The following is a 26,264-nucleotide window of genomic DNA, read 5'->3' on the forward strand; positions in this document are numbered from 1 at the left end:
AATTATTGTTTGGGTTTGACGCTATTTTAAGAAGGGAAATCGCAGCGAGATAAAAAAAAACTCAAAAATAACCCATTATAAAAAGCCTATAAAAGGTATTTTCGAGTATAAATACAGTCAAAGAGGGCTTTATCTTTTTTATTGTGATTGCATTATTTACTCTTTATTAATCATAAATGCGAGCATAAATAACAGAATAAATGGTGTTTAGGCAATATATAGCACTGCTTATCAAAAAATCCTCGATTATCCTGCTAGAAAAAAGAAAGATCTCAAAATAGTTTAATGAAAATTAATATCATCTTATAACGTAACGGGTATAAATAATTCATCCAATTAACCGATAACACAGTAGTATGGATTTGACTCATTCAAGCTGGAGTGCTTGTTTATTTTGAAGATCCATCACGGAAACTTAATATTCAATTTATTGGATATTATTGGTGGTTGATAGGAAGAATGAGGTCACTAATGTCAAAGATTTATCCCATTTCTCAAATTATTGGGCATAAAATTCGTAAACAACGCCAGCAACTTCGCTTGTCAGCAAAAGTTGTCGCGGAACGAGTCGGTATTAGCCAGCAACAATTTTCACGTTATGAGAATGGGCTATGTAAGATTGATGTTGATATGCTCTTTCATATTGCACAAGAGCTAAAAGTCACTCCTGCATTTTTCCTCCCACCAAATGAAGAGCAAGTTTCAGCTGTGGCGCTGACACAGTCCAAACAGTTTTGGAGTGCTCAAAGTCAAATTTAATATTCTTAATATGGAAGTCTTCTATTTTATCTTCTTATTATGATAAATAAGATTTCCATATATCATTCTTAATTAGATGATTTCATTGAGTATTATTACCTAGAATTATTAATCCCATTCATATATTTCTTTCAGAACAACAAATTTTTTTCTTTTATAAAAGAAAACGTTATCACTATTTTCACTGACTTCCCTGCCAACTTAAGCGATATTTTTCGTATAGATTATCTCCTATTTCTAATACAAATTATGTTAACCTTATTAAGAATAATAACAATTATCATTCAATAATAGGGGTTAAACATGAAATATCGCTATGCACTCTCTCTCACTGCACTCTCATTTCTTTCTGCGTCCGCTCTCGCTGTCGAGTATCCAGTTGGTCATCCTATTCTTAAAAATGGTATGGAAATTCAAGGGGTTTATCTCCAACCTATCACAATGGATACCGAAGAAGGTCATCATGCGATGAATCACTTGGCTGCTGATAAGGCAGATATCCATTTAGAAGCAGATATTCATGCTACGGAAGATAATCCGAATGGATTTGCTGAGGGTGATTGGATCCCTTACCTCACCATCGAATACACCGTAACAAAATCCGACGCGCCTGCGAAAAAACAACAAGGTACATTTATGGCGATGGTTGCCAACGATGGCCCTCACTATGGTGAAAACCTGAAACTAGACGGGAATGGTCAATATAACGTGACCTATAAAATTTACCCGCCTTCATACAACAAAAATATCGCTTTTGGTCGCCATATCGATAAAGAAACAGGTGTTTCACCTTGGTTTGAACCCTTTGAAGTGTCATGGGATTTCACCTATAGCGGTACCGGTCGTAAAGGCAGTTACTAATTAGCTTGATAACGGATAAATCCAACCCTTTGGATTTATCCTTTTTCTCTTTTTTTAAGTGAAACGCTGATGATCAAAACTCTCTCTAAATATACATTATTACTACTGTTAATGGTGACATCCTCTGTTTTTGCAGCAGAGAAATACACCGTTGAATTAGAAATGAAAGATGGCGAACTTATTCCCCAAGTACTTGAAGTCCCCGCTAAAACACCTATTAGAATAAAAATTCGTAATACAGGCACTAGCCCTGTTGAATTTGAAAGTACACAGCTACGTAAAGAAAAAGTATTAGCACCGGGCGCCAATTCTGTCGTTGTAATCGCACCACTAAAACCAGGCCGTTACACCTTCTTTGATGATTTTCACCTTTCTCATCCTCAAGGTGAAATTGTTGCAACTGAAAAGGCAGAGTAATTATGGGACAAGTTCTGTTTGTTGTTTGGCGAGAAAGTTTTGAAGCGCTATTAGTGGTAGGCATTATTTATGCGTGGATAAAACGTTCACCAACACCACAACAAGGTATGAAATATTTATGGGGTGGCGTGGTATTTGGGTTATTTCTTGCCATTATTCTAGCGCTAAGTATTTATGGCGTATTTAGCTCACTCGAAGATATGTGGCAATCTCTATTTATGATCGCAATGGAGATCCTCGCTTGTGTACTTATTGTGCAGATGGTTTATTGGATGAATGGGCAAGGAAAATCATTAAAAGCAAATATAGAAAATGAACTCACCCAAAAAACACAGCAACAAAGTGCATGGGGTATTTTATTGATTATTGCCATTGCGATTGCCAGAGAAGGCAGCGAAGTCGTGGTATTCCTCTCTAGCCATATTATGGCTCTCAATGCACAAACAGCACTACCTTTCTTTATTGAGGTCTTTATTGGCTTACTTGTCGCTGCATTCACACTATGGCTATTTTTGCTGACTTCAAAAGTTATTTCATGGCGCTATTTCTTTACCGTAACAGGATTTTTATTACTATTTCTTGCCGTTTCTCTGTTATTAAAAGCCGTAGAAGAAATTGCAAATCTACTGATTGAAATGGATTTTGAATTACCTGATTTCTTTATTTATCCACTTTGGGATATTAGCCATATTCTTGATGATTCCAGTGTCTTTGGTAATTTTTTAGTCTCGTTTTTTGCTTATCGCTCTCAACCCATTGGTTTAAGCGTCGTGACATTTATTGTGTATTGGGTGGGTGTAGCACTGTTATTTAAACGAGGCGCTCGCCATGCTAAATAATGTAAAGTTGTTAAGTAAAAAGATCACCATTTTTCTATTTATCTTGTTGTTTTCTTTTCCTATTTATGCCGAAAAAATTATTCAGGGTATTATTCAAGATAGCGACAATGTCGTTATTGCCAAAGGGGATATCCCCACTCCTAAAAAGTTTGAAACCGATATTTTAAATTACCGAGAAAAGGCTGTTGAACAATTAACGCTAGTTGAAAAATCGCTCGATAAATTAATCGAAAATAGTGAAAAAAATCAGCTTATTAATGCACAAAATGCTTATCAACAAGCACATTATCATTATGAAGTGATCCGCCCTATTATTGCCCTTTTTGGTACAAGCGAACGTTTATTGAATAATCGAGCCGATTTCTTTCTTGAAAGAGAAAATTCACCTCGTTTTTCAGGATTTCATTTAGTTGAATATCAACTGTTTAAATTAAAAGATCTTCAAAAAGCCACCGAATCAGCAAAAGCCCTTTTAAGAGGCATTAGTGACTTAAAAAAACGTGTCGCGATTGAAGATATTCCTATTCCTAAATTGGTTCAATCTGCGGGTGATAGCTTAGAGTTTATTTTAACTGACAAACTCGCTGGTATTGAAAATCAATATTCAAACAGCGATCTGGGTGATAGTTATGCCAATTTATCTGGATCGCGCTTAATCGTAGAGATCTTATCTAATCATATTCCAACGACAGAATATCAACTGCTTATCAAACAATATGACGATATAGGTGCTCTGCTTTTAAAATATCAGCGCGATGAAGGTCTATTCCAGCCTTTAACCGCGCTTCCTGCAACAGAAAAAAGTTGGCTTTTTTCTCAAGTGACACAATTAGCAGAGCAAGTGGCAAACTTGCGTAGCACGCTCAATATTGATGTTTACTATCACTATAAAGAAGCAAGTGATGAAAAATAAAACTCTCTTTAAATCGCTATCAAAAAATCCTGTTAACCTAAATAAACGTACAACGTTAAAATGGTTAGGAGGGAGTCTATTACTCGCCAGTATAGGAGCGAAAGCAGTAGAAAAACAAAGCGCTTCTTCAATACCTCGTTATCAGCGCGCTATTGCCTATTTAGGTAAACATCAAGCGGGTGTTATTACGCCAGAACAAAAACATGCCTCATTGATTGCACTTAATCTGACAGTAACAAACGCCGATGATATAAAAAGAGTATTTACAACACTGACACAACGAATTGCATTTTTAACTCAACCCAGAGAACTTCAACAAAGGGCTAACCCGCATCTTCCCCCTGCTGAATCTGGTATTTTAGGAACACAATTACACCCTGATGAATTAACCGTCACCGTTGCTTTAGGTGATAGTTTTTTTGATAGCCGTTTTGGTTTTCAAGCTAAAAAACCTAAGCGCTTAGAGCCCATGAAACCCTTTCCTAATGACCGACTCGATCCTAAATGGTGTGGTGGCGATGTATTACTGCAACTTTGTGCGAATAGCCCAGAAAGTGTAATTTATGCGTTAAGAGATATTTTAAAACATCTGTCAGGGAAGGTTTATGCTGTATGGAAAATCGATGGCTTTCTTCCTTCTCGTGATATCGATAATCGACAAACACCTATTAATCTTTTTGGCTTTAAAGATGGCTCGGGCAACGCCCCTTCTTCAGATAATAGTTTGATGGATGATCTTGTTTGGATCACTGAGAAACAAAAAGAGCCACAGTGGTGTTTAGGTGGAAGTTATCAAGCTGTTCGCCTTATTCGTTTTGCTTTGGAATTTTGGGATAGAACACCGCTTGAAGATCAAGAAAATAACTTTGGGCGCCATCGCTCAACGGGTGCACCAATAGGTATGAAGCAAGAGATGGACGATCCTCAATTTGAAAAAGATCCCCACGGTGACAGAGTGCTATTTGATTCTCATATGCGACGAGCTGAACCAAGAAATCCAGAACGTTACAGTGCAAAATTACGCCGACGTAGTTATAGCTACTCATTAGGATTAACGCCTTCAGGTCAACTAGATATGGGGCTGATCTTTATCTCATTTCAAAATAACCTTAAAAAAGGGTTTATTGATACCCAAAAACGTTTAGATGGTGAACCCTTAGAGCGTTATATCAAACCTTTTGGCGGTGGATATTACTTCGTCTTACCTGGTGTTTCACAAGAAGGCGACATTCTGGCAAAAGGACTATTCGATTAATCAACACACGATTTTAGGCACTTTGCTTTTAATGCAAAAGTGCCTAAATACGTTCTTTAGCAAATTAATGGGAGAAATGCGCCATTTTTGCTTTTAATGCATTGCCTAGCTCCACTTGCCTTTCAGGTTCAATAAATCCCATCGTCAATACTGCCGCCACCATTTCCCCTTTTTTATTAAATACAGGACATGAAATAGATTGTGCGCCAGGAATACCATCAGCAGGCTCCTGACGAATAGCAAAACCTTGTTGGCGAATAGTATTTTGCTGCTTTTGTGATAAATCTGCTTCAATCATCAAATCACTAAAGGTGGCAAAAACAGCACCCGCGGCACTAATTTTATGAGGAACAGGAGTATCAGGCAAAAAATCGATATCAACATGTTTAAAGCTACGGTTGTAACGTGTTAAAAACAGTTGATTACCTTGAGATATCACCAATCCCGTAGACATATTATGTTCGTCTCTGAACTCACATAATAGCTGATTAATCTCATCCACAAAGGATTGTGGTTTTGGCGTTGCCTGCGCTAAAAAAAGAATTTTACGGCCCAAACAATACTGGCTTCCTTCACTTTCTTGATACAGCATTTCTGAGCGACAAAGTGAAACTAAATACTTATGTAAGCGACTTTTTGAAAGCGAACAGGCTTTTGCAATATCTGACGATCGGGCAATACCCCCATTCGACGCAATAAATTCGAGAATGGTAATAGCGATATCAACCGAGTTAACTCCTTGAGAATTCTGCATTTATTTTCTTCACACCTATTCGTTATTTACTTTGCTTTATGACGATATCCCATTATTCTTTTTTTGTCATTTTTACTAGTTTATTTCACTAAAACCTTATTTTAAATAGGGCTTTTTAATCATTTTCTATCGATTATTTTCTTTGTCTATTTTTAGATGATCTAACTCAAGGTTAACTATATATGAATTGAGTTTATATAGTTAACTTTTCTTGTGCGTGAGAATGTCTATGTCTAAAAATCAAAAATGGGAATTAAATAGAAGAACGTTGTTAAAAGGAATGGGCGCTATTGGCGTGGCCGCTCTTTCTCCTAACGCGTTCAGTCTAGTTAATGAAAATAAACCCATATATAACCAAAAAGTACGGATCAAATTATCCGAATATAAAACCTTTCGTTCAACCTGTGCGATGGAATGTTTGCACTGTAACCTAACAGCTTTTACACATAATGGGCAACTTATCAAAGTTGAAGCCACTGAAGGCTTTAATGTGAAATGCTGTTTGCGTGGTATGAGCCGAACTAAGTGGGTATACCATAAAGATCGTTTAACCACACCTTTATTACGTGTTGGCGAAAAAGGGAAAGCCGACTTTAAACCGATCAGTTGGAATGAAGCGCTTGATCTTATTGAAAAGAATATCAGAGAAACCATTGATAAGTTTGGCAATGAGGGGCTATTTATCTCCACTCATGCAGGCAATATGGACTCGATTAAAAACGATATGGGTAAAGCGTTTTTCGATTACTTAGGAGGCTCCACAAAACAAGCTGGCTCTTTATGCTGTTCTGCTGTAACCGCAGCGATGATCCCAATGGTGGGTCTACGCTATGCAGATACTCGAGATACGGTAAAAGATAGTCGCTATATTCTTTGTTGGGGTAATAACCCAGCAGTCACTATGCAAGCCTATTTTAAAAACTACAACCAAGCTCGCCGAAATGGCGCCAGAATGGTGGTTATTGATCCTCGCTTTAATGAAACTGCGGCTAAAGCCGATGAATGGATCCCTATTGTACCTGGTACAGATACCGCACTCGCTTTAGGAATGATCAAAATTATCATTGAAGAAAATCTCACTGATAAACCTTTTTTACGGGCGCATACCGGTGCCGTTTACCTTGTTGACTCACAACAAAAACTATTACGCCAATCTGATGATGATAAAGATAGCTATCTGGTTTTTGATACATTAAGTCAGCAACTTGTTCACCATGAAACAGCGAATATTGTTCCTGCGTTAACTCATGATGAACTGCCTGCTAATGCTGACTATGTGACAGTTTTTGAGCAAATTTATCAACAAGCACAACCTTGGACTATCGAAAAAACCAGCCAAGAAACGGATATTCCAAAAGAAACGATCATTCGTTTAGCTCGCGATTATGCCACCACCAAACCAGCGATGATTGTGCAAAATATGTCAGGCGCTCAACGAACAGAGTTTGGTGCTTATGTCGCAGCAAGCCAGTTTTATCTCGCCTTATTAACCGGCAATATCGGTAAAAAAGGCGCAGGAGTTTGTGATGCGGGCGGTGCTCGTCAAATGGCGAAATTTAGCCCGATTATTCCACCAGCACCTAATGCAAAACCCATTAAACCAATCCCTGTTGCAAAAGTCGGTGATTGGATTGTCAATGAAAGACCACACCCAATTAACTTTTGGTGGATCATGACAATGGGGGTGATGACGCAACTTCCTAACACAAATATGGTGCGTAATGCACTGAAAAAAGTACCTTTTGTTGTTGTCGCAGATAACTTGATGTCATCCACGGCACTTTATGCCGACCTTGTGCTTCCTGTTACCACTATTTTTGAAGATACCAGTTTAATGGCGGGTGTTCGTAGTCAGTATGTGCAATTAATGGAAAAAGCCGTTGAGCCACCAGGAGAAGCAAAACCTGATTATTGGATCTTTGCTCGCCTTGCTGAGCGTTTTGGCTTTGGTGAAGTCTTTAATCAGCCTATCGAACATTACATTGATGCTTGCCTAAAAGGCTCTGGCATTACTCGTGAAATGCTTGAAAAAGGCCCAGTACGCCCAGTTGAAGGCGATTGGATCCCATTTAAAGATGGTATGTTCCGAACTTCAACGAAAAAAGCGCACTTCTTTATTGAAGAGTGGCAGGGAAAAAATTACTCCCCTATTGTCACCTATTATCCAGTAAAAGAATCGATAAAAGGCTCACCTGAACTTGCCCAAAAGTATCCTCTTATGGCGGTACAACGCAAACTTGCCCGTAGTGTTCACTCCAGTCATGGTATGAATGAATGGATCTTAGAAGTACAGCGTAATCAGCCGAATATTCTTATCCATCCTAATGATGCCTTAGCTCGCGGTATTAAAAATGGTGAATGGGCTATCGCGTTTAATGATCGAGGTGAACACCGCGCGATTGCCGTTGTGACCACTCACATTAAGCAAGGTGTTATCTCATTAGACAATGGATGGTGGGAGCAACAAGGCGGAAGTAGTAGCCATGTCACCAATGATCACGTAGAGCCTTTAGGTAATGGTCATTGCTGTAATAGCACCTTAGTTAACGTAAGACGGGAGGCATGATCATGGCGAAGAAACAGTATGGTTTTCTGATAAATACCAAAGATTGCTACGGTTGCCGCACCTGCTCTATGGCATGTAAATCTGAAAACGTAACACCATCCGGTGTGCTATGGCGTCGTGTTCGTGAATTCAACGAAGATCAACCTAATGCACAAGCCTTTATTACTATGTCTTGTAACCATTGTGATGATCCACAATGCCTAAAAGTCTGTCCAGCTGACACTTATACCAAACGTGAGGATGGTATTGTCGTGCAAGATCATGACAAATGCATTGGTTGCCAGATGTGTATTATGGCCTGTCCTTATAATGCACCCGTTTATGATCCCGTTGAAGGCAAAACCAGTAAATGCAACATGTGCGCAGATAGACTGGATGAAGGCTTGAAACCACGTTGCGTCGAGTCTTGCCCTACGAGTGCCATCGAATTTGGTGACATTGAAGATTTACGTAAAAAACATACAACAAATTGGACTTTATTGGAAAAACGCTATGGCGTTCCTGATCACACCATCAGTAATCCTAATATTGTCATTATTGGTATGGAGGATTAATCATGCATGATTATCAACTGCCGTTAGTCCTGTTTACGGTGATGAGTCAGTGGGGCATTGGTGCCGTATTAGCACTTTCACTGTATCAATGGCAAAACCAGACACAAAACTCAGCGATATTAAATACCAAAGCGTTACGAACAACGATTGCACTAATTTGGCTAATTGAAGTTGTTGGCTCCTCAATGTCGATGGGGCATTTGGGTGATCCACTTGGCGCTTATCGTTCTGTATTAGGTATCGCTCACTCTTGGTTAAGTCGCGAAGCTATTGCCTTCGTGATGCTAAATGGATTGATTTCATTATGGGCATTAGCCAGTTGGGTACAACCTCATGCCATCCGCCGTAATAGCCTACTTGGCTTATTTTGTGGCGTTATTGGTTTGCCTGTTATTTTGGTTACGGCACAAATCTATTACCAAATGCAGGCACACCCGTTATGGCATACACCAGCAACACAAATTAGCTTTATTGGTACAGCCTTGTTGCTTGGCTTTGGCTCGATGATCCCTTGGTTACGTTTACAAGGTAAAACCATTAGCAATTCATTAAAAATAGGGACGTTAATCGGCGCATTATTAGTACTTGTGGGATTAGTTATGAGAGCACAAGTACTCGGTGCAGATGTAGCAAGCCTATTATTATGGTGGCAAGTCATTGCTAGTCTGATTATGGGTATTTGTATTATTACGTTGTCTCATAGTGCTTCATTTAGCAAAACATCGCTCTCTATTATCGCTATTTTGATGCTTTTTAGTGGCGAAATTACAGGAAGAATGTTGTTTTATGGCAATGTAATGGCGCAAGCACCTTGGTTTTAAGTATGTTATCTCTCTAGGTTAAATAGCTTAGTTAGCTTGCTTATTTAACCTAGCATTACTTTTCATTTTGCCCCGAATTTATTCGGGGTATTTTTTCATCTCGCCCATATTATTGATTTTACCTTATCAGTACTCTTTTTATCTTTGTTGAAATAATCATCTGGCTATCTTTATCAATAGTAGGCAAAATTAACATTAATAATTTAGCACAATTCCCTGTTTACTATTAGAAAAGAGAGCGCTTCACATGACTGGATTAATTATTACCATCGCGTTATTAGGTCTTATTTTTTATTATTACAACCGTATTATCTCTATGCGTGAAGCGGTTATCTCAAGTGAGACTGAAATTTCAGTGCAATTAGATCGTCGTGGCAAAGTGTTTGATAGCTTATTAGCCACCGTTAAAAAATACCTTAGTCATGAGTCTGAAGTATTTACTAAAATAACTGAATTAAGAACACAATCTCAAAGCGCAAATACCAAAGAAGCCAAAGCGGCTGAAGATGAGTTATCAAAAATTGTCTCAAGTGGTGCCATTAATGTCGCGGTTGAAAATTACCCTGAATTAAAATCCGACACTATCATGGCGAATTTACAAGAAGAGATTGTTTCAACAGAAAATAAACTCTCTTTTGCAAAGCGCGGTTACAACCGTACTTTAGAGCAATACCGTGCTTTCATCGCCTCTATTCCTGCGGTATTTATCGTCAAAATTTTCCCAAGCCTTGTTATTGATAAAGAGTACTGGCGCCTTGATGAAGAAACCATTAAAGCAGAAGAAGCACGCCGCATTAATTTCGATTAATTTGATAGTGATAAGAGATACTTATTACTTCTAGATTGATAAAAACAGCACTTAACGGTGCTGTTTGGAGTCACTAATGGATTTCAGAAATGTTCTACGAAAAAATGCTATTCGAACTCGTTTTGTTATAGCAACATATTTACTCTTAATGCTTATGATCGGTTTGCTGGTGGATACTGCTATTGGAGCCAATCCTTATTTAGATCTTACTGATAATATGTTGGCATTTCTGACTTTCAAAACGCTCCCTATTGCAACATTAATTATTCTCGCCATCTCGATTTTATTGCTTATCTTTATTCATTTTAAAGGGCATAAAATTATGCTCACGGGAATGAATGCGCGATTAATTAGCCCTGATGACACTTTAAATGCACAAGAGCGCCAACTCCTTAATATTGTTGAAGAGCTTAGCTTAAGTGCAACTCTTGGCTACATTCCTAAACTCTATCTTCTTGATACACCAGAAGCGAATGCCTTCGCAGCGGGTTGGTCTGAGAAAAACGCCTTTATTGGTGTAACAACAGGCTTATTAAATCGCCTTAATCGCCAAGAAGTACAAGCAGTATTAGCGCATGAAACAGGGCATATTATTCATGGTGATTCACGACTAACGTTATATGTTGGTATATTAGCTAACGTTATTCTGACGGTAACAAATATCTTTGGTAGCCGCTTATATATTGCCTCTGGTAACCGTGGTGGTAAAAGTAATGATGCAGCAAGTAAAGCACGACTCATTTTAATTATTCTAAACTTGGTGTTGCCGATCATTACACAGGTGCTCTATTTCTATTTGTCCCGTACTCGTGAATATATGGCAGATGCCGCTGCGGTTGATTTAACCCAAGATAATCAAGCGATGATTAATGCATTAAAGAAAATTTCAGCACAACATGACACTGAAAATTTTGAAGATGGTTCGACGGGACGTGCTTATCGTAAAGCAGCCTTTATTTTTAATAAAGGAGATTCGTTTTTCTCAACGCATCCCTCCATTGAAAATAGGATCGCAGTGCTAGAAGGTCGAAAGACGTTTTAATTCATGTTGATACAATGTAGTAAAAAGAAAAAAGCGTTTTCACCATATTGATAAACAGGTGAAAACGCTTTTTAATTCTTATTTCTTAGCAACAGTCCGACTAACGATATTTTTCACCGTGATGGAAAATAGCCGTACGTAAACGCTCTTGTTGCTCATAACGCTGTGGAAACTCAATCGTTTTATCTTTACCTAATTCCACTAAAAGTTCATTCATGGTTTGAATACTGGTTGTGGCAATAGCATCATCAACCTGTTTAACCACCTCATCATAATGAGACATCGTTATTTCCTTTTTCTCATAAAAATCTTAACTGCTATCATATTACAAGAAAGAGAAATTCTATATTTTTAGTCGCACAAAGCATGACTAAATTGAGTTAAGTGGCTTATTTTTTGTCTCTTGCCCCAATAACATCACCGCTAATATTCCAATTACAATCGAAAAACTGAATATCAGAAATATTGAGCTTATTTCAAATTGATATTGAACCAAATATCCCACCATTAAAGGTCCTAATATTCCACCAATACGCCCTATTGCAGTTGCTGTTCCGGCACCCGTTGTCCGAATTCCATCGGGGTATTGTTCTGGTGTATAAGCATATAAAGCCCCCCAAGCCCCCAAATTAAAGAACGATAACAACATCCCGAAAATAAGCAATGTTGCAGTAGAGTCAGCCACACTGAAATAATAAGCACTAATGGCTGTTCCAGCTAAATAAGTCACTAAAACAAACTTTCGCCCATAGCGCTCAATTAACCAAGCTGCCGTAAAATAACCGGGTAACTGCGCTAATGTCATAATAAGCACGTATTGAAAGCTCTTAATTAAACTAAAGCCTTTTAACATAGCGACACTAGGCAACCACAAGAAAATACCGTAATAAGAGAAGACCACACAAAACCATAATATCCACAACATTAATGTTGAACGACGATATTGAGGTGACCAAATCAATGCCATTGATTGGCGAATAGATAAGCGTGTTTTTTTCTGTGAAGTGTGAGGAGATACAGGCTCAGGTAATTTTGAACGTAGATAAAGGGCATATACCGCAGGTAATGCGCTTAATAGCATTGCCATACGCCAGCCATAATCAGGGATAATAAAATACGCAATCAGAGCCGCAATTAGCCAACCTACCGCCCAAAAACTTTCGAGTAAAACAACAATACGACCTCGTTCGTGGGTTTCAACACTTTCACTGACAAGTGTTGAAGCAACGGGTAATTCCCCACCTAATCCCATACCAATAAAAAAGCGTAAAACAAGCACGACCATTAAAGAGCTTGCTAATGCCGTTAATCCACAACCTAAGCTAAACAATAGCAATGTGAAGATGAAAACAGGCTTTCGCCCTTTTCTATCCGCCATAATGCCAAATACAAAAGCGCCTACGGCCATACCAATTGAGTTTACACTACCAATCCAACCCAATTGCGATGCGGTTAATCCCCAATCTTCTTTTAATGCTGTGAGTAAAAAAGCCAATAGTCCCACATCCATTGCATCAAAAGTCCATCCCATACCTGCAATACATAAAAGTTTATTACGAGAGATTGCCTCAGGCGCTTTGCCTGTTTGGCTTGCCGTTGTCATTACATTTCCTTTCCATCCCCATCAAAGTGTTTAGTACACTAAACAAGAAAAACCATTTTGTTAATAGCGAAGTCATTATTTAAATAAAAATTAACATTTATGCTGAAAAAATAGCTAAAAAAAATCGGTATCTCTAATTAAGATACCGATTTCAAACTTTATAACTATCGATCGTGTTTTTTTGATTAGCTTCTTAAACCACGACCTTTTTCAATTAAATACCATGCAATAACATAAAACACAGCAATGAAAAGACACAGTACGCTAATCGTCACTGTTAAAGAGACATCAGTAATGCCCAGAAAACCATAACGGAAACCACTGATCATGTAAACAATCGGGTTTAATTTAGATACACCTTGCCAGAATTCAGGCAAGAGTGACAGTGAGTAAAACACACCGCCTAAATAGGTTAATGGTGTTAAAACAAAAGTTGGAATAATACTAATATCATCAAAGGTTTTCGCAAAAATCGCATTTAATAACCCCGCGAGTGAAAACACAATTGAGGTCATCAGTAATGTCACGACGACCATTGTCCAAGAGTGTATTTCCAATGGTACAAAAAAGAGTGAAACTACCGTCACTAATACTCCAACACAAATACCACGAGCAACACCCCCACCGACAAAGCCCGCAATAACAACATGCGTTGGAACAGGTGAAACTAATAATTCTTCAATGCTACGTTGGAATTTAGCACCAAAAAAGGAAGAGGAAACATTGGCATAAGAGTTTGTTATTACTGCCATCATAATCAGGCCAGGAACAATAAACTGCATATAATCTACGCCCCCCATATCGCCAATTCGTTTACCAATTAGGTTCCCGAAAATAACAAAATAGAGAGACATTGTTATCACTGGTGGAATTAATGTTTGCACCCAAATACGACCAAAACGGGTGACTTCTTTAATCCAAATTGTTTTGAGGGCTACCCAATACAGCTGAATCATTCCCTCTCTCCTTCTACTGTATGATCTTCATTCACTAAATGAACAAATAATTCTTCAAGACGATTGGCTTTATTTCTCATACTTAACACTTGAATACCTTGTGCATTAAGTTGAGCAAAAACACTGTTTAATCCTTGTTCTCTTTTAACATCGACTTCTAAAGTAGATGTATCAACCAAGCGATATTGATAATTTTGTAATTCAGGTAATGGGCTTTTAGGTGCTAAGTCTAAAATAAATGTTTCAGACTCTAATTTACTTAATAAACCTTTCATACTGGTATTTTCAACCAGCTCACCACGTTGAATAATACCAATATTCCGACACAGCATTTCTGCTTCTTCTAAATAGTGAGTCGTTAAAATAATGGTGGTACCTTCAGCATTTAATTGTTTTAAAAACGTCCACATTGAGCGGCGTAATTCAATATCAACACCCGCGGTAGGTTCATCAAGAATAAGCAATTTCGGTTGATGCATTAATGCACGCGCAATCATTAAACGGCGCTTCATCCCCCCCGATAAAAAACGTGCTCTATCATCACGTTTTTCCCATAAATCTAGCTGAGTTAAGTAAATTTCGGCACGTTCTAATGCTAATTTACGAGGCACGCCATAATAACCCGCTTGGTTGAGAACAATTTGTAATACGGTTTCAAACGGGTTGAAATTGAATTCTTGTGGCACTAATCCTAACTGGCGTTTTGCATTTACCATATCGGTATCGGTGTCATAACCAAACACTTTTACTTTGCCGCTACTCTTATTGACTAAAGAGCTAATAATACCAATCGTGGTCGATTTACCCGCACCATTAGGACCTAATAAAGCATAGAAATCGCCAGCCTCAACGGTGAGATTAATACCTTTTAGCGCTTTTACGCCATTGTGATAAGTTTTCGTTAACTCCGTTAACTCCAATGCATACGTCATAAGTGGGAATTACCTTTTATCAACTGCATTATTCAGCATTGACTGAGCTGAAATCAGAAAATAGCTATTCAACTAAACCTTGCTAATGCTAAGCATTGCTCACACGCTTCAATTCAGAAAATAGGCTTAGTTCAATAAGATCAAAATGGAATAAGGATATTCTAGAGAAAATAAGGTCGTAAATAAACCGTTTTAGGGTTTATGACACAAACGAATAAATAAATATTTTTTAACTATTTTAATAACAAAGAATAAGACCTGAAGAGAATGTAAATTAGCAATCAAGGCTCAAGGTTCTTTTATTTCTTACTGATATTCTGATGTTTTAATAAATTTATCCCTTAGTGCAATCATTTAGCCTAATTGATACCAATAAAATTATTGCCTTTGTTTCTCAAGTTTACTGATGAATATTATCTCGCCATTCATTACCTCAATCAATGATGTTCTTTATTTTTTATCATTTATGCTTTCAGTATAAAAATAAAACCAATAATCATAATCATTAAATTTATTTATATAATATTTATAAGTGTCTATTTTTGAATAATACAACAGTAGGCTTAACAAACAGTTATCTTTTTATACATTTGATTTACATCAAAGAATGTATTGATAAATTCATTAAACAAATGCTATAAAAAGATCTATCTTATTTGAACGCGAAAAAATACAAGCAATTATCTGTCACTTGGCTTTAAAAAGCCCTCTGATTAATTCAAAAGTAATGGTATAAAAATACCCTTTCTTAACGGATCTCTCGCATCCAACAATAACACAAGAGCTATTTCGTGTTGGCGTACTGTCAGCGCAAATGGTGGGAAACCGAATTTACAGGCAGTCACGTCATGATGAGAAAAATTGAAGAGCTGTTAGCCAATAACAAGCAATGGTCAGAATCTGTTACTGAAGAAAACCCTCAGTTTTTTAAAGATCTCTGTAAAGGTCAAAAACCTCACTTTTTATGGATCGGTTGCTCTGACAGCCGCGTTCCAGCAGAAAAATTAATTAACGCAGCACCTGGTGACCTCTTTGTTCATCGTAATGTCGCAAACTTAGTGATCCACACTGATTTAAACTGTCTTTCTGTGATCCAATATGCAGTTGATGTATTACAAGTTGAACACATTATTGTCTGTGGTCACTATGGTTGTGGTGGTATTGAAGCAGCGATTGAAGGCACTGAATTAGGTCTTATCAATAACTGGTTACTGCATATCCGCGATATTTGGTACAAGCACAGTTCCATGTTAGGTGAACTGGCACCACATGATAGATTAAACCTACTTTGTGAGCTAAACGTTATCGAACAAGTGTACAACCTTGGTCACTCGACGATCATGCAAGCAGCGTGGAAACGCGGACAAAAAGTGATGATCCACGGTTGGGTTTACGGTTTAAATAACGGTGAGCTACACGACCTTGATGTCACTTCTGATAGTCGTGAAAAACTTGAACTTTCGTATCGCCAAGCGATGGCAAAATTAAGCCATCCGCGTTAATTTACTCACCATAAAAAGTCATTAGAAGCCTTGATATTTAAAATAATATTAGGGCTTTTTCATATATTAAAAATATGAAGTTGCCTATTTGGCAACACCGAAAAAGAGTGCTATGCTGTTGTCAAATAGGAAGCAAGGGACAGGGAATGCACGTAATATCACGAGAGCCTTTTGATTTAGCATCTACACGTTTCCCCAATTGTACTCAATCACTTACTGATACTTACAGAACGCTAAAGCAGAATACTTATCAAACACCTGAAGCATTAAAAAAAATCTTCCCAAGTTTAGATAGAATGAAATATAGAGAAAAATGGTGGGTTATCAATATTGGTGGAAATACGCTAAGGATCCTATTCTTTGCAGATTTTGAACGCGACAAAATATTTGTAAAACATATTTCTACTCATGCTGAATACGATAAACTCATTGATTACTATCGGAGAACAAAAGAATGATGATTATTGATGCAATTAAGGCTGCTAATAGCCTAGTCAATATAGTTCCTATTCTTGGTCGTAGCCAATCTCGTAAAGACTATGAAGAAGGTGTCAAATTAGTTGAATACTTAGTAGAACACGACCCAGATAATCCTTTAATTGATATGCTTTGTCATAAAATTGATGAATATGAGAATAGTGCTCCTGAATTTAGAGCATTCAATGCAAGACTAAATCAATGTGATGATGCCATTGCTGTTTTGCGTACATTAATGGAGCAATATCAATTAAACACCACTGATTTTAAAGAAGAATTAGGTTCGCGCTCTTATGTAAGCCGCATTTTAAATGGTGAACGTAATCTCACGCTAGAACATATTAAAAAACTAGCAGCTCGATTTAATTTACCTGTATCTATTTTTATTAAATAAGACCAACAAAAAACCCGCCTACAGCGGGTTTTTCACTTCTATTTTAAGTAAATTCATTACTCATCTAATAACGTTACATGCCCAATATAAGGCAGGTGGCGATAACGTTGTGCGTAATCGATGCCGTAACCGATAACAAATTTATCTTCAATGGAGTAGCCAATCCATTCAACAGGTACATCAACTTCACGGCGTGATGGTTTATCCAATAAAGTACAGATAGAAATAGAAGCTGGCTCACGTAAGCTTAAAATCTCTTTAACGCGATTTAAGGTATTACCTGAGTCAATAATATCTTCAACAATCAGAACATCTTTACCACGAATATCTTCATCGAGATCTTTAATGATTTTAACGTCACGCGTTGACGTCATACCATTACCGTAACTTGATACAGTCATAAAATCGACTTCGTGGTTCACATTAATTTCACGACATAAATCTGCCATAAAAATAAAAGAACCTTTTAACAAGCCGATTAAGACAAGATCGTGTTGTTCTTGACGTGGGCGGTAATGTTCTGTGATTTCACGACCTAGCTCAGCAATACGCTGTTTGATCTCTTCTTCAGAGATCATGACATCAACAATATGTTTCATGATTTATTTCGATTGGGTTAACGGGGAAAGCAAACGATTGTACCAGAACTTCCTTCATCATGCGATGATCTGATTTAATGAAAATAAAGACACAAAATATTAATCTTGTGCCTTCCATCAGTTTATCTTACTGATATTAATGGTTTTTACAGTGTTTGATTATTTACTAACGGTAAAACCCGCCATCATACCGGTATCTTCATGCTCTAATAAATGGCAGTGCGCCATAAATGGATGCGCTTTTGTGGCTAAATGATCGAATTTCACCAAAATTTCGCTAAATTGACCTTCAACTTTCACGATATCTTTCCAGCCTTGGCGATGTTTTTCTGGTGCTCGACCATTTTCAGATAAAATACGGAATTGCGTACCATGCACATGGAATGGGTGTAACATCATGTCACCACGACCAGAAACAACCCAACGTTCATAAATACCCTGTTTCACATCGAATGCAGGCTCTGTCATTGAGAATGGAATACCATTGATACTATTAGCAGTATAAATATCTAGATCTCCATTACCATGACCACAATTCATTCCACCGCCCATCATGCCATTGCCATTACCTTGGCGCATATGACTCATTCCATGATGAATGCCCGCTAATGCTTTATCACCATAACGCTCTGTTAATGCCATCATACCTTGCATATCTAAACGCATATCCATACGTAAATGTAATGTACGAGTTGCAATGTTACTGAGGGTTGGTAATGCTGGAATTAATGCTAATTGATCGGGTAAAGTACCTTGTGCTTTTTCTGCTGACGGTAATAAACGTAATACAGGTAATACATTATCAAACGGTGCTAACACCATGCCCATTTGACGTACAGGTAAAGTGACAATATCAAAATCACGACCATCTGAGGTATCCACTAAAACCTCAAAACGCTCTCCCATTAAAATAGGGAGTTCTGTCACTTTTACAGGTTCTGCTAATAATCCACCATCACTGGCGATCACATACATGGGTCTGCCATCACTAGTGGCCAGATTTAAGCTACGTGCATTACATCCATTTAAGAATCGTAATCTTACCCAGCCTTTTGGCACAATATGCTGTGGTTGGATCGCCCCATTGGTCAACATCATATCGCCAAACCAGCCAATCGCCGCACTCATTACATCAAGTTGATAATCAATTTGTCCATCACTATCTAAACGTTTATCTTGTAAAATAACAGGTAAATCATCAACGCCCCAGCGATTAGGTAATTTTCGGCTTGCGGTTTCATCATCTTCAATAATCACTAATCCGCCTAACCCCATAGCCACTTGTTGACCTGTTACACCATGCGTATGAGGATGGAACCAACACGTTGATTCAACTTGGTTTGGTGTAAAAGTCACTGTGCGAGATTTCCCAGGTGCAATCGTTGCTTGAGGGCCGCCATCTTCTTCGCCACTAATTTCAAGCCCATGCCAGTGAACGGTTGTCGTTTCGGGGAGTTGGTTATTGATATTAATAGTGACAGGTTGACCATGTTTCAATTTCAATGCAGGCCCTAATAAACTGCCGTTATAACCCCAAGTTGTTGTACTTGCCGTCGGAATAAATTGAGAAACACCTTGTTGAATATTAAGAACAATCTTTTGTTGAGCATCTGGGGTAATTTGAGGTGGAATAGCCAATGAAGGCGTGTTACTTTGGGCAAACGCAAAACGACTCCAGCTCGGTAATAATGTTACAGCACTTAATGTGGCGCCTAATTTTAAAAATTCGCGACGTTGCATAATATATTCCTTTGAATAAAAACAAGTTATTATGTATTTATCGAAATAAAATGAATAAAAAAGCTTTGTAAACTATTACTGATGCTAAAGTTTCCCCTTACTGGAAGGTCAATTTAAAACCCAACAAAATAGAAGGTCTTTGCAAAACTTTTAACTACATTAAGCCAAATAACAAAACTTGCTAAATCATCACACAAAGGAATAGCACGCCTAATGAAAAAAATGTTCGCCTTGTTCTGCACACTAACGTTTTCTTTTACTATGCTCTTTTCTTCGAGTACAAAAGCGTTAACTTACACGCAAGCAGAAGACTTGGCAGATTTAACCGCTATCTACCTTTTTCTAAATAAAGATTGTGGTTATGAGCAAATATCAAAACCTAAAATTGAAAGAGCATTAATGGTTTTTTCACGATCACAACAATGGGATGTCAGTAATTACTCAACGTTGCCAATGAGCCAATTAAATGAAGATAGCTATAAAGATTTAAAAGGTATTGAAGTAACACACAGTAAGAAATGTCAGCTATTAGCGAATAAATCGCTAAGTTTATTAAATTATTAATACTCGTGTTAATTCACTATTGGATAAATAAAGCGAGATAACCTCTTTAAATACAGTCGCGATATAAAAAACTGATAGAGGTTATCAAAAGATTTTTCTACTTTTCTTTATGCTAATTATTTTTCTTCTGTCTATATTCGTTCCAATACAAAGCCACAGATGGAATACTTTGAATAATCAGCATTCGAAAAATATGATTCGACATAACAAAAGCCGCATCTACATTCATGGTTATCGCAGCAAAAGTCATTGCTTCCATACTTCCCGGCGCCCAAGCTAATACTAACGTTGCCCAAGGCACACCTGTTAGATAAGCCGCCCCATACGCCACAATCACGGTTAAAATCACATTAATAATCACAACTTGCACAGAAGAAAATGCATTTTTAATCAGTGATGAAAGCGGGAAAACAACAAAATGTGCGCCAATATTCATACCAATTAATACCATGCTCAATTCATTAAGAAGCATTGGAAACGTAATAGGCTCACTCACAAAAGATTGAACCAATATCGCGCTGCCTAATGAGGTCAGCATAAAAGGTGCAGGAAATCGGATTTTCTATAATAAAAGCCCAGAGCCCAACCCTAACGCAATAATCAACAATAACCACAACAGAGAAATTATCGTCATTTCGGGTATTGCAAATTCAGGCATATTGGCTTTATCGGCTCCCACAATAAAACCCGCCATAATAATCAGCACCATTAAACGAATGGTATGAGAAATAACGATTTTTTGTGGTGGTGTTTTAGTATGATCAGTAAGAGCCAAAATAGCCGCCATCGCACCGGGTACGGCACCTAACATCGACTCTTCTTTTGTCCAACCGATATGACGATGAAACCAAAAGAAACTCACAAAAAACTGAATGGCTAAACAAACAACTAATGTCAGTAATAGAATAATTAAGTTATCAGCACTGCCTAAATGAACTTGATTAAACATTAAGCCAACCGACGAACCTAAAGTCAGTTGAATAAATGTCAATGTGTGCTTAGGCACTGACAGTTCCCATTTAAAGCGATAAGCAATGATGACAACAATAATCGGCCCAAACATCAGTGCCATAGGTAAACCAGAAAGGGTTAGCACACCACCAATTAATGCACAAAACAAAATACCCGGTAGAGTTTTCAAAAACGACATGTTGTGTTATCCAGCTTTTTTAATTATTGTTTCCATCCTAGCATTTGTATAAATATTTAATAACCAAATAGTGATAATGTAATTATTATTTTTTTTAATGCATAGAGCCGATTATGTCGCTGAAAATAACCACAAATCCCACATCAAATGAGATCAATGAAATTTATGAAGGTTTATTAACACATAACCTCAACTATATTCATATGGATCAATACACACCACTTGCGGTCTTTAAGGAAGAAAATGGTAAAAAGATGGGTGGGATAACAGGTGATATTTTAGGAAATTGGTTACGTATTCGTTATTTGTGGGTAGATAAAGCCTATCGAGGAAAAAATATAGCAACAGAATTACTGCAAGCTATGGAATTCTCTGCAAAAGAAAAAGGTGCCAAATATGCTGAAGTGGATACCTTTAGTTTTCAAGCCCTGCCTTTTTATCAAAAGCAGGGATTTGAAATATTTGGCACGCTAGAGAACTATCCAATTAGTGATAAAAAATATTACTTAAGGAAAGATTTATAATTATTTTTTATTTTTTTCCTTACTCTTATTTTTTAGATCTCTATTAATCGCAATTACTATGCTATTTATTGCCATCTTAAAGTTATCGGATGTTTTTTCATCTACTAGTTTTTCACTTTCCGTTATTTTAGCATTAATAAACTTATTTATATTTTTCCCAACCTCACTAGTTATATAGTTTTCAATTAAAAAATTATTACTTTTTATTTCTTTACTTTTTAAATTTAACCCAGAATAGAAAATCTTACTATTAGAATAGTTAAATTTAATTTTTGCATTATTATTTTTACTTTTATTAAATTCAAAAATTATAAAGGGACTTTCTATTTTAAAATGTTTCATCTCTTTATAATCATCAAAGTAGATATCATCTAGATTACTTTCAAAAATAATATTAGATTGAAAATTTTCTCCATTATCGATATTAATTTTATTTGAGTTTTTACCTATATTTAAATTTGTTGCGGGTCCACCACTTGAAGATATTTTAGCTTCCGATTTGTTTTTATTGAATTTTAAATCCTGAGCGCTCTCTATTTTACTTTCTATTATCGGTATTTTTATTTCATTGTCTAATGACTCTTTTTTTTCTTTATTTTCTTTATTTATTTTATTAACCCTTTCAACTTCACTTTTCAAAAAGTGAAATTCATCCTCTTTGCCAATGCTATTTTCAATAAAATTATTCATAATTTTATCTAATACTTTATTTTTTATAGGATTATTTCTCGTACTTCTTGATTTTCTATTTTCCTCCATTTTCTCTCTTACTTTAGTTACAAATTCAGAGCCTGAACTAATACTATAACTATAGGTGTCTTTTTTATCTAACACCGTTCTATTAATTCCTTTATTTATTTTTTCCATCAATGATGAAACTGAATCATCTATTTTAGAATAACTTTCGTCGAAAATTATTGACAGTGGTTCTTCTGGAACAGATTCATTAATATCTTCTTTAATCGGTTCTAATTCATTTAACTCAGAGATATTATTTTTTAAAACATTCTCACTTTTCGACGTGTTATCTAATTTAATTAGATCATCATCTAAAAGCAATTCCTCCATCTTTGAAATGGAGTTTTCAAATTCATTCATTAGCTCTTTTATATTATTTTTTATTGGCAATTTATAGTTTTCATCAATTTCATTTTTTATATTTATATTTTCTTTTAATTTAATTAAAAGATCTTTTATTTCATGATAAGAATCACTTTCATCAACTTCTGCATTACCTCTCTCTTTTAACTGGTTTATAGAAGCTAAAATATCATAAATAGAGGTCATTATTTTTTGTGCTTCATTTGCATGAATATTAAAATCTGTGTTTATTTTCTTATCATCACCAGATAAAATCTCCTTAACGCCCTCATCTATCAAATTAATTTCATTGTATTTTTTCATTATTTCATCCATAGATAAAATAATATTTGAAAGTTTATTTACCGAATCATTGTAATATTCACTTAATAAATTAACAATATCTTCTTTATTTTCTTTATTAGATTTACTTTCTAACTTATTAATTATTAACTTTGATTCATTTTCTGCATTTACTTTTATTTCTCTAATTAGTTTATCTGCTTCTTCCTCTGCATTTTCTCTGATTCTATTTTTTCTTTCTTTTTCTACTTCCTCGTCTATTTCTTTTGCTATTTCCTCTTCTACTTCTTCGTCCATTTTAAAAATAAAATCATAATTCAATAATTTATTCAAATCTTCATTTTCACTTTCCTCAGCTATATCATTAATTATATCTGTATCTACTTGTGTACCTGTATCTACTATCGTATTTCTTTTTATCGCATTATGGTTATAACTAATATATTTCCCTATCCATTCTTGCATTAAGTCATTAAAGGAATATTCACTGCCCATATTTTTATTAAGTGCTATCATCATAATAGTAGATAATTTATTTTCTATTTTATTTTTTATAGTATCATCAAACTTATTAAGCACTTGGGCTTCTTCAATACCAATAAGTAAAATGTTCATTGATTTTATAAAATTATCTCTTTCTTTACCTGTTGAAAAGTTACTCATAAAATCATATCTTTTATTTAAATGAATATTTTCAAAATTAAAAATTGAATTTATTAACTTGAAAATATTTTTCATACTTTTATCATTTATTGAAGTTATTCTATTTACAATAATTTCATTTAAATATTCTACAATTAATTTACTGTCAGAGCCTTCATTCTCTATATCATCTAGTCCTGAGAAAAAATCTTTAGCTCTTTTTACTTCAGTTATATAATCACAGAAACTGTAAAAATCAAATTTATCATTTGCATGAGAAATTATGTTATTTATAGAATTTAAATTTTTATTTTTTATTTCAATATTTTTTTCATCTATTTTATTAAAAATATTACTATGTTTGTTTATATTAACAGTATCAAATAGCTTATTATTTTTTATATCTTTTATAAGAAAACCAATCTCTATTTTATGAAATAAAGAAGTCAACACATGAATAATTCTCTTACCAAAAGAAGGTGAAACTGGTGTATTTCTTATTTCAGTTATTTTTTTTGTAAAAATATAATCTTCCTTTTTGGGAAGATAATGCTTTTTATTTACAAATGACACGTTGGATTTAAATAGATTTGTTTTGCTAATCATAAATCACCCACCTATAAATCAATAAATATAATTAACTCATTAAAAATACAAATAAAAATAATTTAATGAAATTATTAAACATGCTCAAAATAATTAGCAAAATACTTTCTTAGCACTTCATCTTTAGATTTATCTAAATCATCAATACTTAACCCTAGCCGGCTAAAAATACCTTTTAAGTTATTTTCCACTACTGTTTTTTGTGTACTACTAGTACCATTACCGCCATCTGTCACTTTACCATAACTAAAGTATTCAGTTGTTTCATTCTTTTTATTTCCAAAATAACTATAACTAATTAGTAAAACAACAGCATCTTGCGCCCATTTATAATTAATATTATTACTTGAGTTTTTAAATAGCCGAGTAAGAAAATTATGTCCATTATCATTTTTCTTTATATTTTCATAAAAACTATCATTAATTAATTTTATTTCTTTATCCGTTTGTTCTCCCATATTCTTATAAATATCTTTGCTCACCATCCTTATTAAGTTGTCTACTTTAGCAATAGAGTCCTCCTCGCCAATAAAGTTTTCATCTTTTGATAGCTGGTTAAATAATCCTTTTGTTAAACGTAAAGATATTTCTTGTTTTATTTTTTCAAAATTACCATCAACAGTTTTTTCAATTTCTAATATATTATCTTTATTAAAAATAGAACCAATAATTTTATCAATAAAATTCTCAATCTTTACATCCTTATCCTGACTATTGATTTTTTCTTTTATTAAATTTTTTACCTTATCGGTTGTCTTAGAAGAGGATAATTCATCTATATTTGGATTTAAAATAACGTTTAATTCATTCATTATTTTACTAGGCAAATCAGAATAATTATTCTGGAATTTATTTTTAGCTAAATCAGCTTTAAGTTCATCATTTATCAGTTTAATATCATTAACAAGCTTACACTCCAAAGCTTTTTCTAATGTATGATATTTGATCATAATATCTATTTTGTTATTACTATTTACTTTTTTAGATATTACCTTATTAACATTATCAGTAAATGTTTTATTAAGTTGATTTAACTTATTTGAGAAATTATTAAACGCATCATTATCAATTGATATATTATCAAACTTAAATGTATTTAACGATTTATTTATATTTTTATTCTCAAAGTTTATTTTTATAGGTAATAATGTTCTATTTATAAATTTAAATGGTGAAATTAAATTTACAATTAGATTTTTAAAGCTCCTTTTTTTCTCACTTCTAAAATAAAGTTTTTGTTCTGTATTTAATTCCTTCTTTCCTGAATTAGTAATAAATTCTGAAAGTTTATTTCTAGCTTCTTTTTTCAAATCACGCCTAGAATCTATTATATCCTCAGCACCACTGACTAAGTTAGTAATTGAATCCGCACTTTCTATTATTTCATTAAAATATTTTTCTATTTCAAGTTCATCCGTATTTTTATTAAATATATTTTCTTTATTAACTACATTTTCTTCACCAACTACATTTTCTTCATCAACTACATTTTCTTTATCAACTACATTTTCTTTATCAACTACATTTTCTTCACCAACTACATTTTCTTCATCAACTACATTTTCTTTATCAACTACATTTTCTTTATCAACTACATTTTCTT

Annotated in this window: 25 protein-coding genes and 1 pseudogene; 16 read left to right on the forward strand and 10 right to left on the reverse strand. The window is 35.2% G+C overall.

Annotated features, from left to right (window positions below; all coding sequences use genetic code 11):
• Positions 1-471: 471 nt before the first annotated feature.
• The 6 genes from JEP36_RS11600 to efeB all read left to right on the forward strand — a co-directional run bounded on the left by JEP36_RS11600 (position 472) and on the right by efeB (position 5,044).
• Positions 472-759, forward strand: a complete 288-nt coding sequence (locus JEP36_RS11600) for a helix-turn-helix domain-containing protein (RefSeq protein ID WP_072063612.1) — start codon at positions 472-474, stop codon at positions 757-759.
• A 303-nt stretch (positions 760-1,062) separates the two neighbouring features.
• Entirely contained in the window at positions 1,063-1,620 is a 558-nt protein-coding gene (locus JEP36_RS11605; protein WP_198630220.1) for an iron transporter, read from the forward strand.
• Positions 1,621-1,689: 69 nt separating this feature from the next.
• A complete protein-coding gene (locus JEP36_RS11610) occupies positions 1,690-2,037 on the forward strand; it encodes a cupredoxin domain-containing protein (protein WP_088493623.1) in 348 nt (115 codons plus the stop codon).
• 2 nt (positions 2,038-2,039) lie between these two features.
• Positions 2,040-2,876 (forward strand): FTR1 family iron permease, encoded by an 837-nt coding sequence (locus JEP36_RS11615; protein WP_198630221.1) that lies wholly within the window; start codon positions 2,040-2,042, stop codon positions 2,874-2,876.
• Positions 2,866-3,789, forward strand: coding sequence for an EfeM/EfeO family lipoprotein (locus tag JEP36_RS11620; RefSeq protein WP_198630222.1), 924 nt, complete (start codon positions 2,866-2,868; stop codon positions 3,787-3,789). The genes JEP36_RS11615 and JEP36_RS11620 overlap by 11 nt, the downstream gene beginning before the upstream one ends.
• A complete protein-coding gene (efeB, locus tag JEP36_RS11625; protein WP_198630223.1) occupies positions 3,779-5,044 on the forward strand; it encodes an iron uptake transporter deferrochelatase/peroxidase subunit in 1,266 nt (421 codons plus the stop codon). Before JEP36_RS11620 ends, efeB begins: the two co-directional genes overlap by 11 nt.
• A 64-nt stretch (positions 5,045-5,108) precedes the next feature.
• Here the strand turns inward: efeB and JEP36_RS11630 are convergent, their stop codons facing one another.
• On the reverse strand, positions 5,109-5,798 hold the full coding sequence (locus JEP36_RS11630) for a helix-turn-helix domain-containing protein (RefSeq protein ID WP_198630224.1): 690 nt from the start codon (positions 5,796-5,798) through the stop codon (positions 5,109-5,111).
• Positions 5,799-6,027: 229 nt separating this feature from the next.
• Between JEP36_RS11630 and JEP36_RS11635 the strand changes: the two genes are divergently transcribed.
• The 5 genes from JEP36_RS11635 to htpX all read left to right on the forward strand — a co-directional run bounded on the left by JEP36_RS11635 (position 6,028) and on the right by htpX (position 11,589).
• On the forward strand, positions 6,028-8,364 hold the full coding sequence (locus JEP36_RS11635) for a molybdopterin-containing oxidoreductase family protein (RefSeq protein WP_198630225.1): 2,337 nt from the start codon (positions 6,028-6,030) through the stop codon (positions 8,362-8,364).
• A 2-nt stretch (positions 8,365-8,366) separates the two neighbouring features.
• Positions 8,367-8,918, forward strand: coding sequence for a 4Fe-4S dicluster domain-containing protein (locus JEP36_RS11640; RefSeq protein ID WP_198630226.1), 552 nt, complete (start codon positions 8,367-8,369; stop codon positions 8,916-8,918).
• A gap of 2 nt (positions 8,919-8,920) precedes the next feature.
• Entirely contained in the window at positions 8,921-9,739 is an 819-nt protein-coding gene (locus tag JEP36_RS11645; RefSeq protein WP_198619390.1) for a dimethyl sulfoxide reductase anchor subunit family protein, read from the forward strand.
• 247 nt (positions 9,740-9,986) lie between these two features.
• Positions 9,987-10,547: a LemA family protein gene (locus tag JEP36_RS11650; RefSeq protein ID WP_196532269.1), complete on the forward strand. Its 561-nt coding sequence runs from the start codon at positions 9,987-9,989 to the stop codon at positions 10,545-10,547.
• Between the two features lie 76 nt (positions 10,548-10,623).
• On the forward strand, positions 10,624-11,589 hold the full coding sequence (gene htpX / locus JEP36_RS11655) for a zinc metalloprotease HtpX (RefSeq protein WP_196532270.1): 966 nt from the start codon (positions 10,624-10,626) through the stop codon (positions 11,587-11,589).
• Between the two features lie 100 nt (positions 11,590-11,689).
• Here htpX and JEP36_RS11660 read toward each other — a convergent pair whose 3' ends face one another.
• The 4 genes from JEP36_RS11660 to JEP36_RS11675 all read right to left on the reverse strand — a co-directional run bounded on the left by JEP36_RS11660 (position 11,690) and on the right by JEP36_RS11675 (position 15,080).
• On the reverse strand, positions 11,690-11,872 hold the full coding sequence (locus JEP36_RS11660) for a DUF2526 family protein (protein ID WP_198619389.1): 183 nt from the start codon (positions 11,870-11,872) through the stop codon (positions 11,690-11,692).
• 87 nt (positions 11,873-11,959) lie between these two features.
• Positions 11,960-13,192, reverse strand: a complete 1,233-nt coding sequence (locus tag JEP36_RS11665; protein ID WP_198619388.1) for an MFS transporter — start codon at positions 13,190-13,192, stop codon at positions 11,960-11,962.
• Between the two features lie 185 nt (positions 13,193-13,377).
• Entirely contained in the window at positions 13,378-14,148 is a 771-nt protein-coding gene (locus JEP36_RS11670; protein ID WP_109371619.1) for an ABC transporter permease, read from the reverse strand.
• Positions 14,145-15,080 (reverse strand): ABC transporter ATP-binding protein, encoded by a 936-nt coding sequence (locus JEP36_RS11675; protein WP_109371621.1) that lies wholly within the window; start codon positions 15,078-15,080, stop codon positions 14,145-14,147. The genes JEP36_RS11670 and JEP36_RS11675 overlap by 4 nt, the downstream gene beginning before the upstream one ends.
• 848 nt (positions 15,081-15,928) lie before the next feature.
• Between JEP36_RS11675 and can the strand changes: the two genes are divergently transcribed.
• The 3 genes from can (at position 15,929) to JEP36_RS11690 (ending at position 17,453) form a co-directional block, all read left to right on the forward strand.
• Positions 15,929-16,582 carry a carbonate dehydratase gene (can, locus tag JEP36_RS11680; protein WP_072070989.1) on the forward strand — a complete coding sequence of 218 codons (654 nt, stop codon included), beginning with the start codon at positions 15,929-15,931 and terminating at the stop codon, positions 16,580-16,582.
• A 146-nt stretch (positions 16,583-16,728) separates the two neighbouring features.
• Positions 16,729-17,040, forward strand: coding sequence for a type II toxin-antitoxin system HigB family toxin (locus tag JEP36_RS11685; protein WP_198630227.1), 312 nt, complete (start codon positions 16,729-16,731; stop codon positions 17,038-17,040).
• Positions 17,037-17,453, forward strand: coding sequence for a helix-turn-helix domain-containing protein (locus tag JEP36_RS11690; protein ID WP_198619387.1), 417 nt, complete (start codon positions 17,037-17,039; stop codon positions 17,451-17,453). The genes JEP36_RS11685 and JEP36_RS11690 overlap by 4 nt, the downstream gene beginning before the upstream one ends.
• A gap of 56 nt (positions 17,454-17,509) precedes the next feature.
• Here JEP36_RS11690 and hpt read toward each other — a convergent pair whose 3' ends face one another.
• On the reverse strand, positions 17,510-18,052 hold the full coding sequence (gene hpt, locus JEP36_RS11695; RefSeq protein WP_151434361.1) for a hypoxanthine phosphoribosyltransferase: 543 nt from the start codon (positions 18,050-18,052) through the stop codon (positions 17,510-17,512).
• A 159-nt stretch (positions 18,053-18,211) separates the two neighbouring features.
• On the reverse strand, positions 18,212-19,792 hold the full coding sequence (gene cueO, locus JEP36_RS11700) for a multicopper oxidase CueO (RefSeq protein WP_198630228.1): 1,581 nt from the start codon (positions 19,790-19,792) through the stop codon (positions 18,212-18,214).
• A 213-nt stretch (positions 19,793-20,005) separates the two neighbouring features.
• Here cueO and JEP36_RS11705 point away from each other — a divergent pair, with 213 nt between their 5' ends.
• Positions 20,006-20,356, forward strand: coding sequence for a YacC family pilotin-like protein (locus JEP36_RS11705; RefSeq protein WP_198630229.1), 351 nt, complete (start codon positions 20,006-20,008; stop codon positions 20,354-20,356).
• A gap of 112 nt (positions 20,357-20,468) precedes the next feature.
• Here the strand turns inward: JEP36_RS11705 and JEP36_RS11710 are convergent.
• Positions 20,469-21,506 (reverse strand): annotated as a pseudogene (locus JEP36_RS11710) (AbrB family transcriptional regulator).
• Between the two features lie 113 nt (positions 21,507-21,619).
• On the opposite strand from JEP36_RS11710, the gene JEP36_RS11715 reads away from it, so the two are divergent.
• A complete protein-coding gene (locus tag JEP36_RS11715; protein WP_198630230.1) occupies positions 21,620-22,030 on the forward strand; it encodes a GNAT family N-acetyltransferase in 411 nt (136 codons plus the stop codon).
• Here JEP36_RS11715 and JEP36_RS11720 read toward each other — a convergent pair whose 3' ends face one another.
• Complete coding sequence (locus JEP36_RS11720; protein ID WP_198630231.1) at positions 22,031-24,661, reverse strand: hypothetical protein; 2,631 nt, start codon at positions 24,659-24,661, stop codon at positions 22,031-22,033. It lies immediately after the preceding gene.
• 74 nt (positions 24,662-24,735) lie between these two features.
• Positions 24,736-26,264: hypothetical protein (locus tag JEP36_RS11725; protein WP_198630232.1), on the reverse strand; the 1,529-nt coding region annotated here is incomplete at its 5' end.

The organism is Proteus sp. PR00208, assembly GCF_016238545.1.
Lineage (GTDB): Bacteria > Pseudomonadota > Gammaproteobacteria > Enterobacterales > Enterobacteriaceae > Proteus.

What these genes read in the sequence shown, in the direction of transcription:
- JEP36_RS11600 (WP_072063612.1), top strand. Translation starts at nt 472, where the DNA reads ATGTCAAAGATTTATCCCATTTCTCAAATTATTGGGCATAAAATTCGT.
- JEP36_RS11605 (WP_198630220.1), top strand. Translation starts at nt 1,063, where the DNA reads ATGAAATATCGCTATGCACTCTCTCTCACTGCACTCTCATTTCTTTCT.
- JEP36_RS11610 (WP_088493623.1), top strand. Translation starts at nt 1,690, where the DNA reads ATGATCAAAACTCTCTCTAAATATACATTATTACTACTGTTAATGGTG.
- JEP36_RS11615 (WP_198630221.1), top strand. Translation starts at nt 2,040, where the DNA reads ATGGGACAAGTTCTGTTTGTTGTTTGGCGAGAAAGTTTTGAAGCGCTA.
- JEP36_RS11620 (WP_198630222.1), top strand. Translation starts at nt 2,866, where the DNA reads ATGCTAAATAATGTAAAGTTGTTAAGTAAAAAGATCACCATTTTTCTA.
- efeB (WP_198630223.1), top strand. Translation starts at nt 3,779, where the DNA reads ATGAAAAATAAAACTCTCTTTAAATCGCTATCAAAAAATCCTGTTAAC.
- JEP36_RS11630 (WP_198630224.1), bottom strand. Translation starts at nt 5,798, where the DNA reads ATGCAGAATTCTCAAGGAGTTAACTCGGTTGATATCGCTATTACCATT.
- JEP36_RS11635 (WP_198630225.1), top strand. Translation starts at nt 6,028, where the DNA reads ATGTCTAAAAATCAAAAATGGGAATTAAATAGAAGAACGTTGTTAAAA.
- JEP36_RS11640 (WP_198630226.1), top strand. Translation starts at nt 8,367, where the DNA reads ATGGCGAAGAAACAGTATGGTTTTCTGATAAATACCAAAGATTGCTAC.
- JEP36_RS11645 (WP_198619390.1), top strand. Translation starts at nt 8,921, where the DNA reads ATGCATGATTATCAACTGCCGTTAGTCCTGTTTACGGTGATGAGTCAG.
- JEP36_RS11650 (WP_196532269.1), top strand. Translation starts at nt 9,987, where the DNA reads ATGACTGGATTAATTATTACCATCGCGTTATTAGGTCTTATTTTTTAT.
- htpX (WP_196532270.1), top strand. Translation starts at nt 10,624, where the DNA reads ATGGATTTCAGAAATGTTCTACGAAAAAATGCTATTCGAACTCGTTTT.
- JEP36_RS11660 (WP_198619389.1), bottom strand. Translation starts at nt 11,872, where the DNA reads ATGTCTCATTATGATGAGGTGGTTAAACAGGTTGATGATGCTATTGCC.
- JEP36_RS11665 (WP_198619388.1), bottom strand. Translation starts at nt 13,192, where the DNA reads ATGACAACGGCAAGCCAAACAGGCAAAGCGCCTGAGGCAATCTCTCGT.
- JEP36_RS11670 (WP_109371619.1), bottom strand. Translation starts at nt 14,148, where the DNA reads ATGATTCAGCTGTATTGGGTAGCCCTCAAAACAATTTGGATTAAAGAA.
- JEP36_RS11675 (WP_109371621.1), bottom strand. Translation starts at nt 15,080, where the DNA reads ATGACGTATGCATTGGAGTTAACGGAGTTAACGAAAACTTATCACAAT.
- can (WP_072070989.1), top strand. Translation starts at nt 15,929, where the DNA reads ATGATGAGAAAAATTGAAGAGCTGTTAGCCAATAACAAGCAATGGTCA.
- JEP36_RS11685 (WP_198630227.1), top strand. Translation starts at nt 16,729, where the DNA reads ATGCACGTAATATCACGAGAGCCTTTTGATTTAGCATCTACACGTTTC.
- JEP36_RS11690 (WP_198619387.1), top strand. Translation starts at nt 17,037, where the DNA reads ATGATGATTATTGATGCAATTAAGGCTGCTAATAGCCTAGTCAATATA.
- hpt (WP_151434361.1), bottom strand. Translation starts at nt 18,052, where the DNA reads ATGAAACATATTGTTGATGTCATGATCTCTGAAGAAGAGATCAAACAG.
- cueO (WP_198630228.1), bottom strand. Translation starts at nt 19,792, where the DNA reads ATGCAACGTCGCGAATTTTTAAAATTAGGCGCCACATTAAGTGCTGTA.
- JEP36_RS11705 (WP_198630229.1), top strand. Translation starts at nt 20,006, where the DNA reads ATGAAAAAAATGTTCGCCTTGTTCTGCACACTAACGTTTTCTTTTACT.
- JEP36_RS11715 (WP_198630230.1), top strand. Translation starts at nt 21,620, where the DNA reads ATGTCGCTGAAAATAACCACAAATCCCACATCAAATGAGATCAATGAA.
- JEP36_RS11720 (WP_198630231.1), bottom strand. Translation starts at nt 24,661, where the DNA reads ATGATTAGCAAAACAAATCTATTTAAATCCAACGTGTCATTTGTAAAT.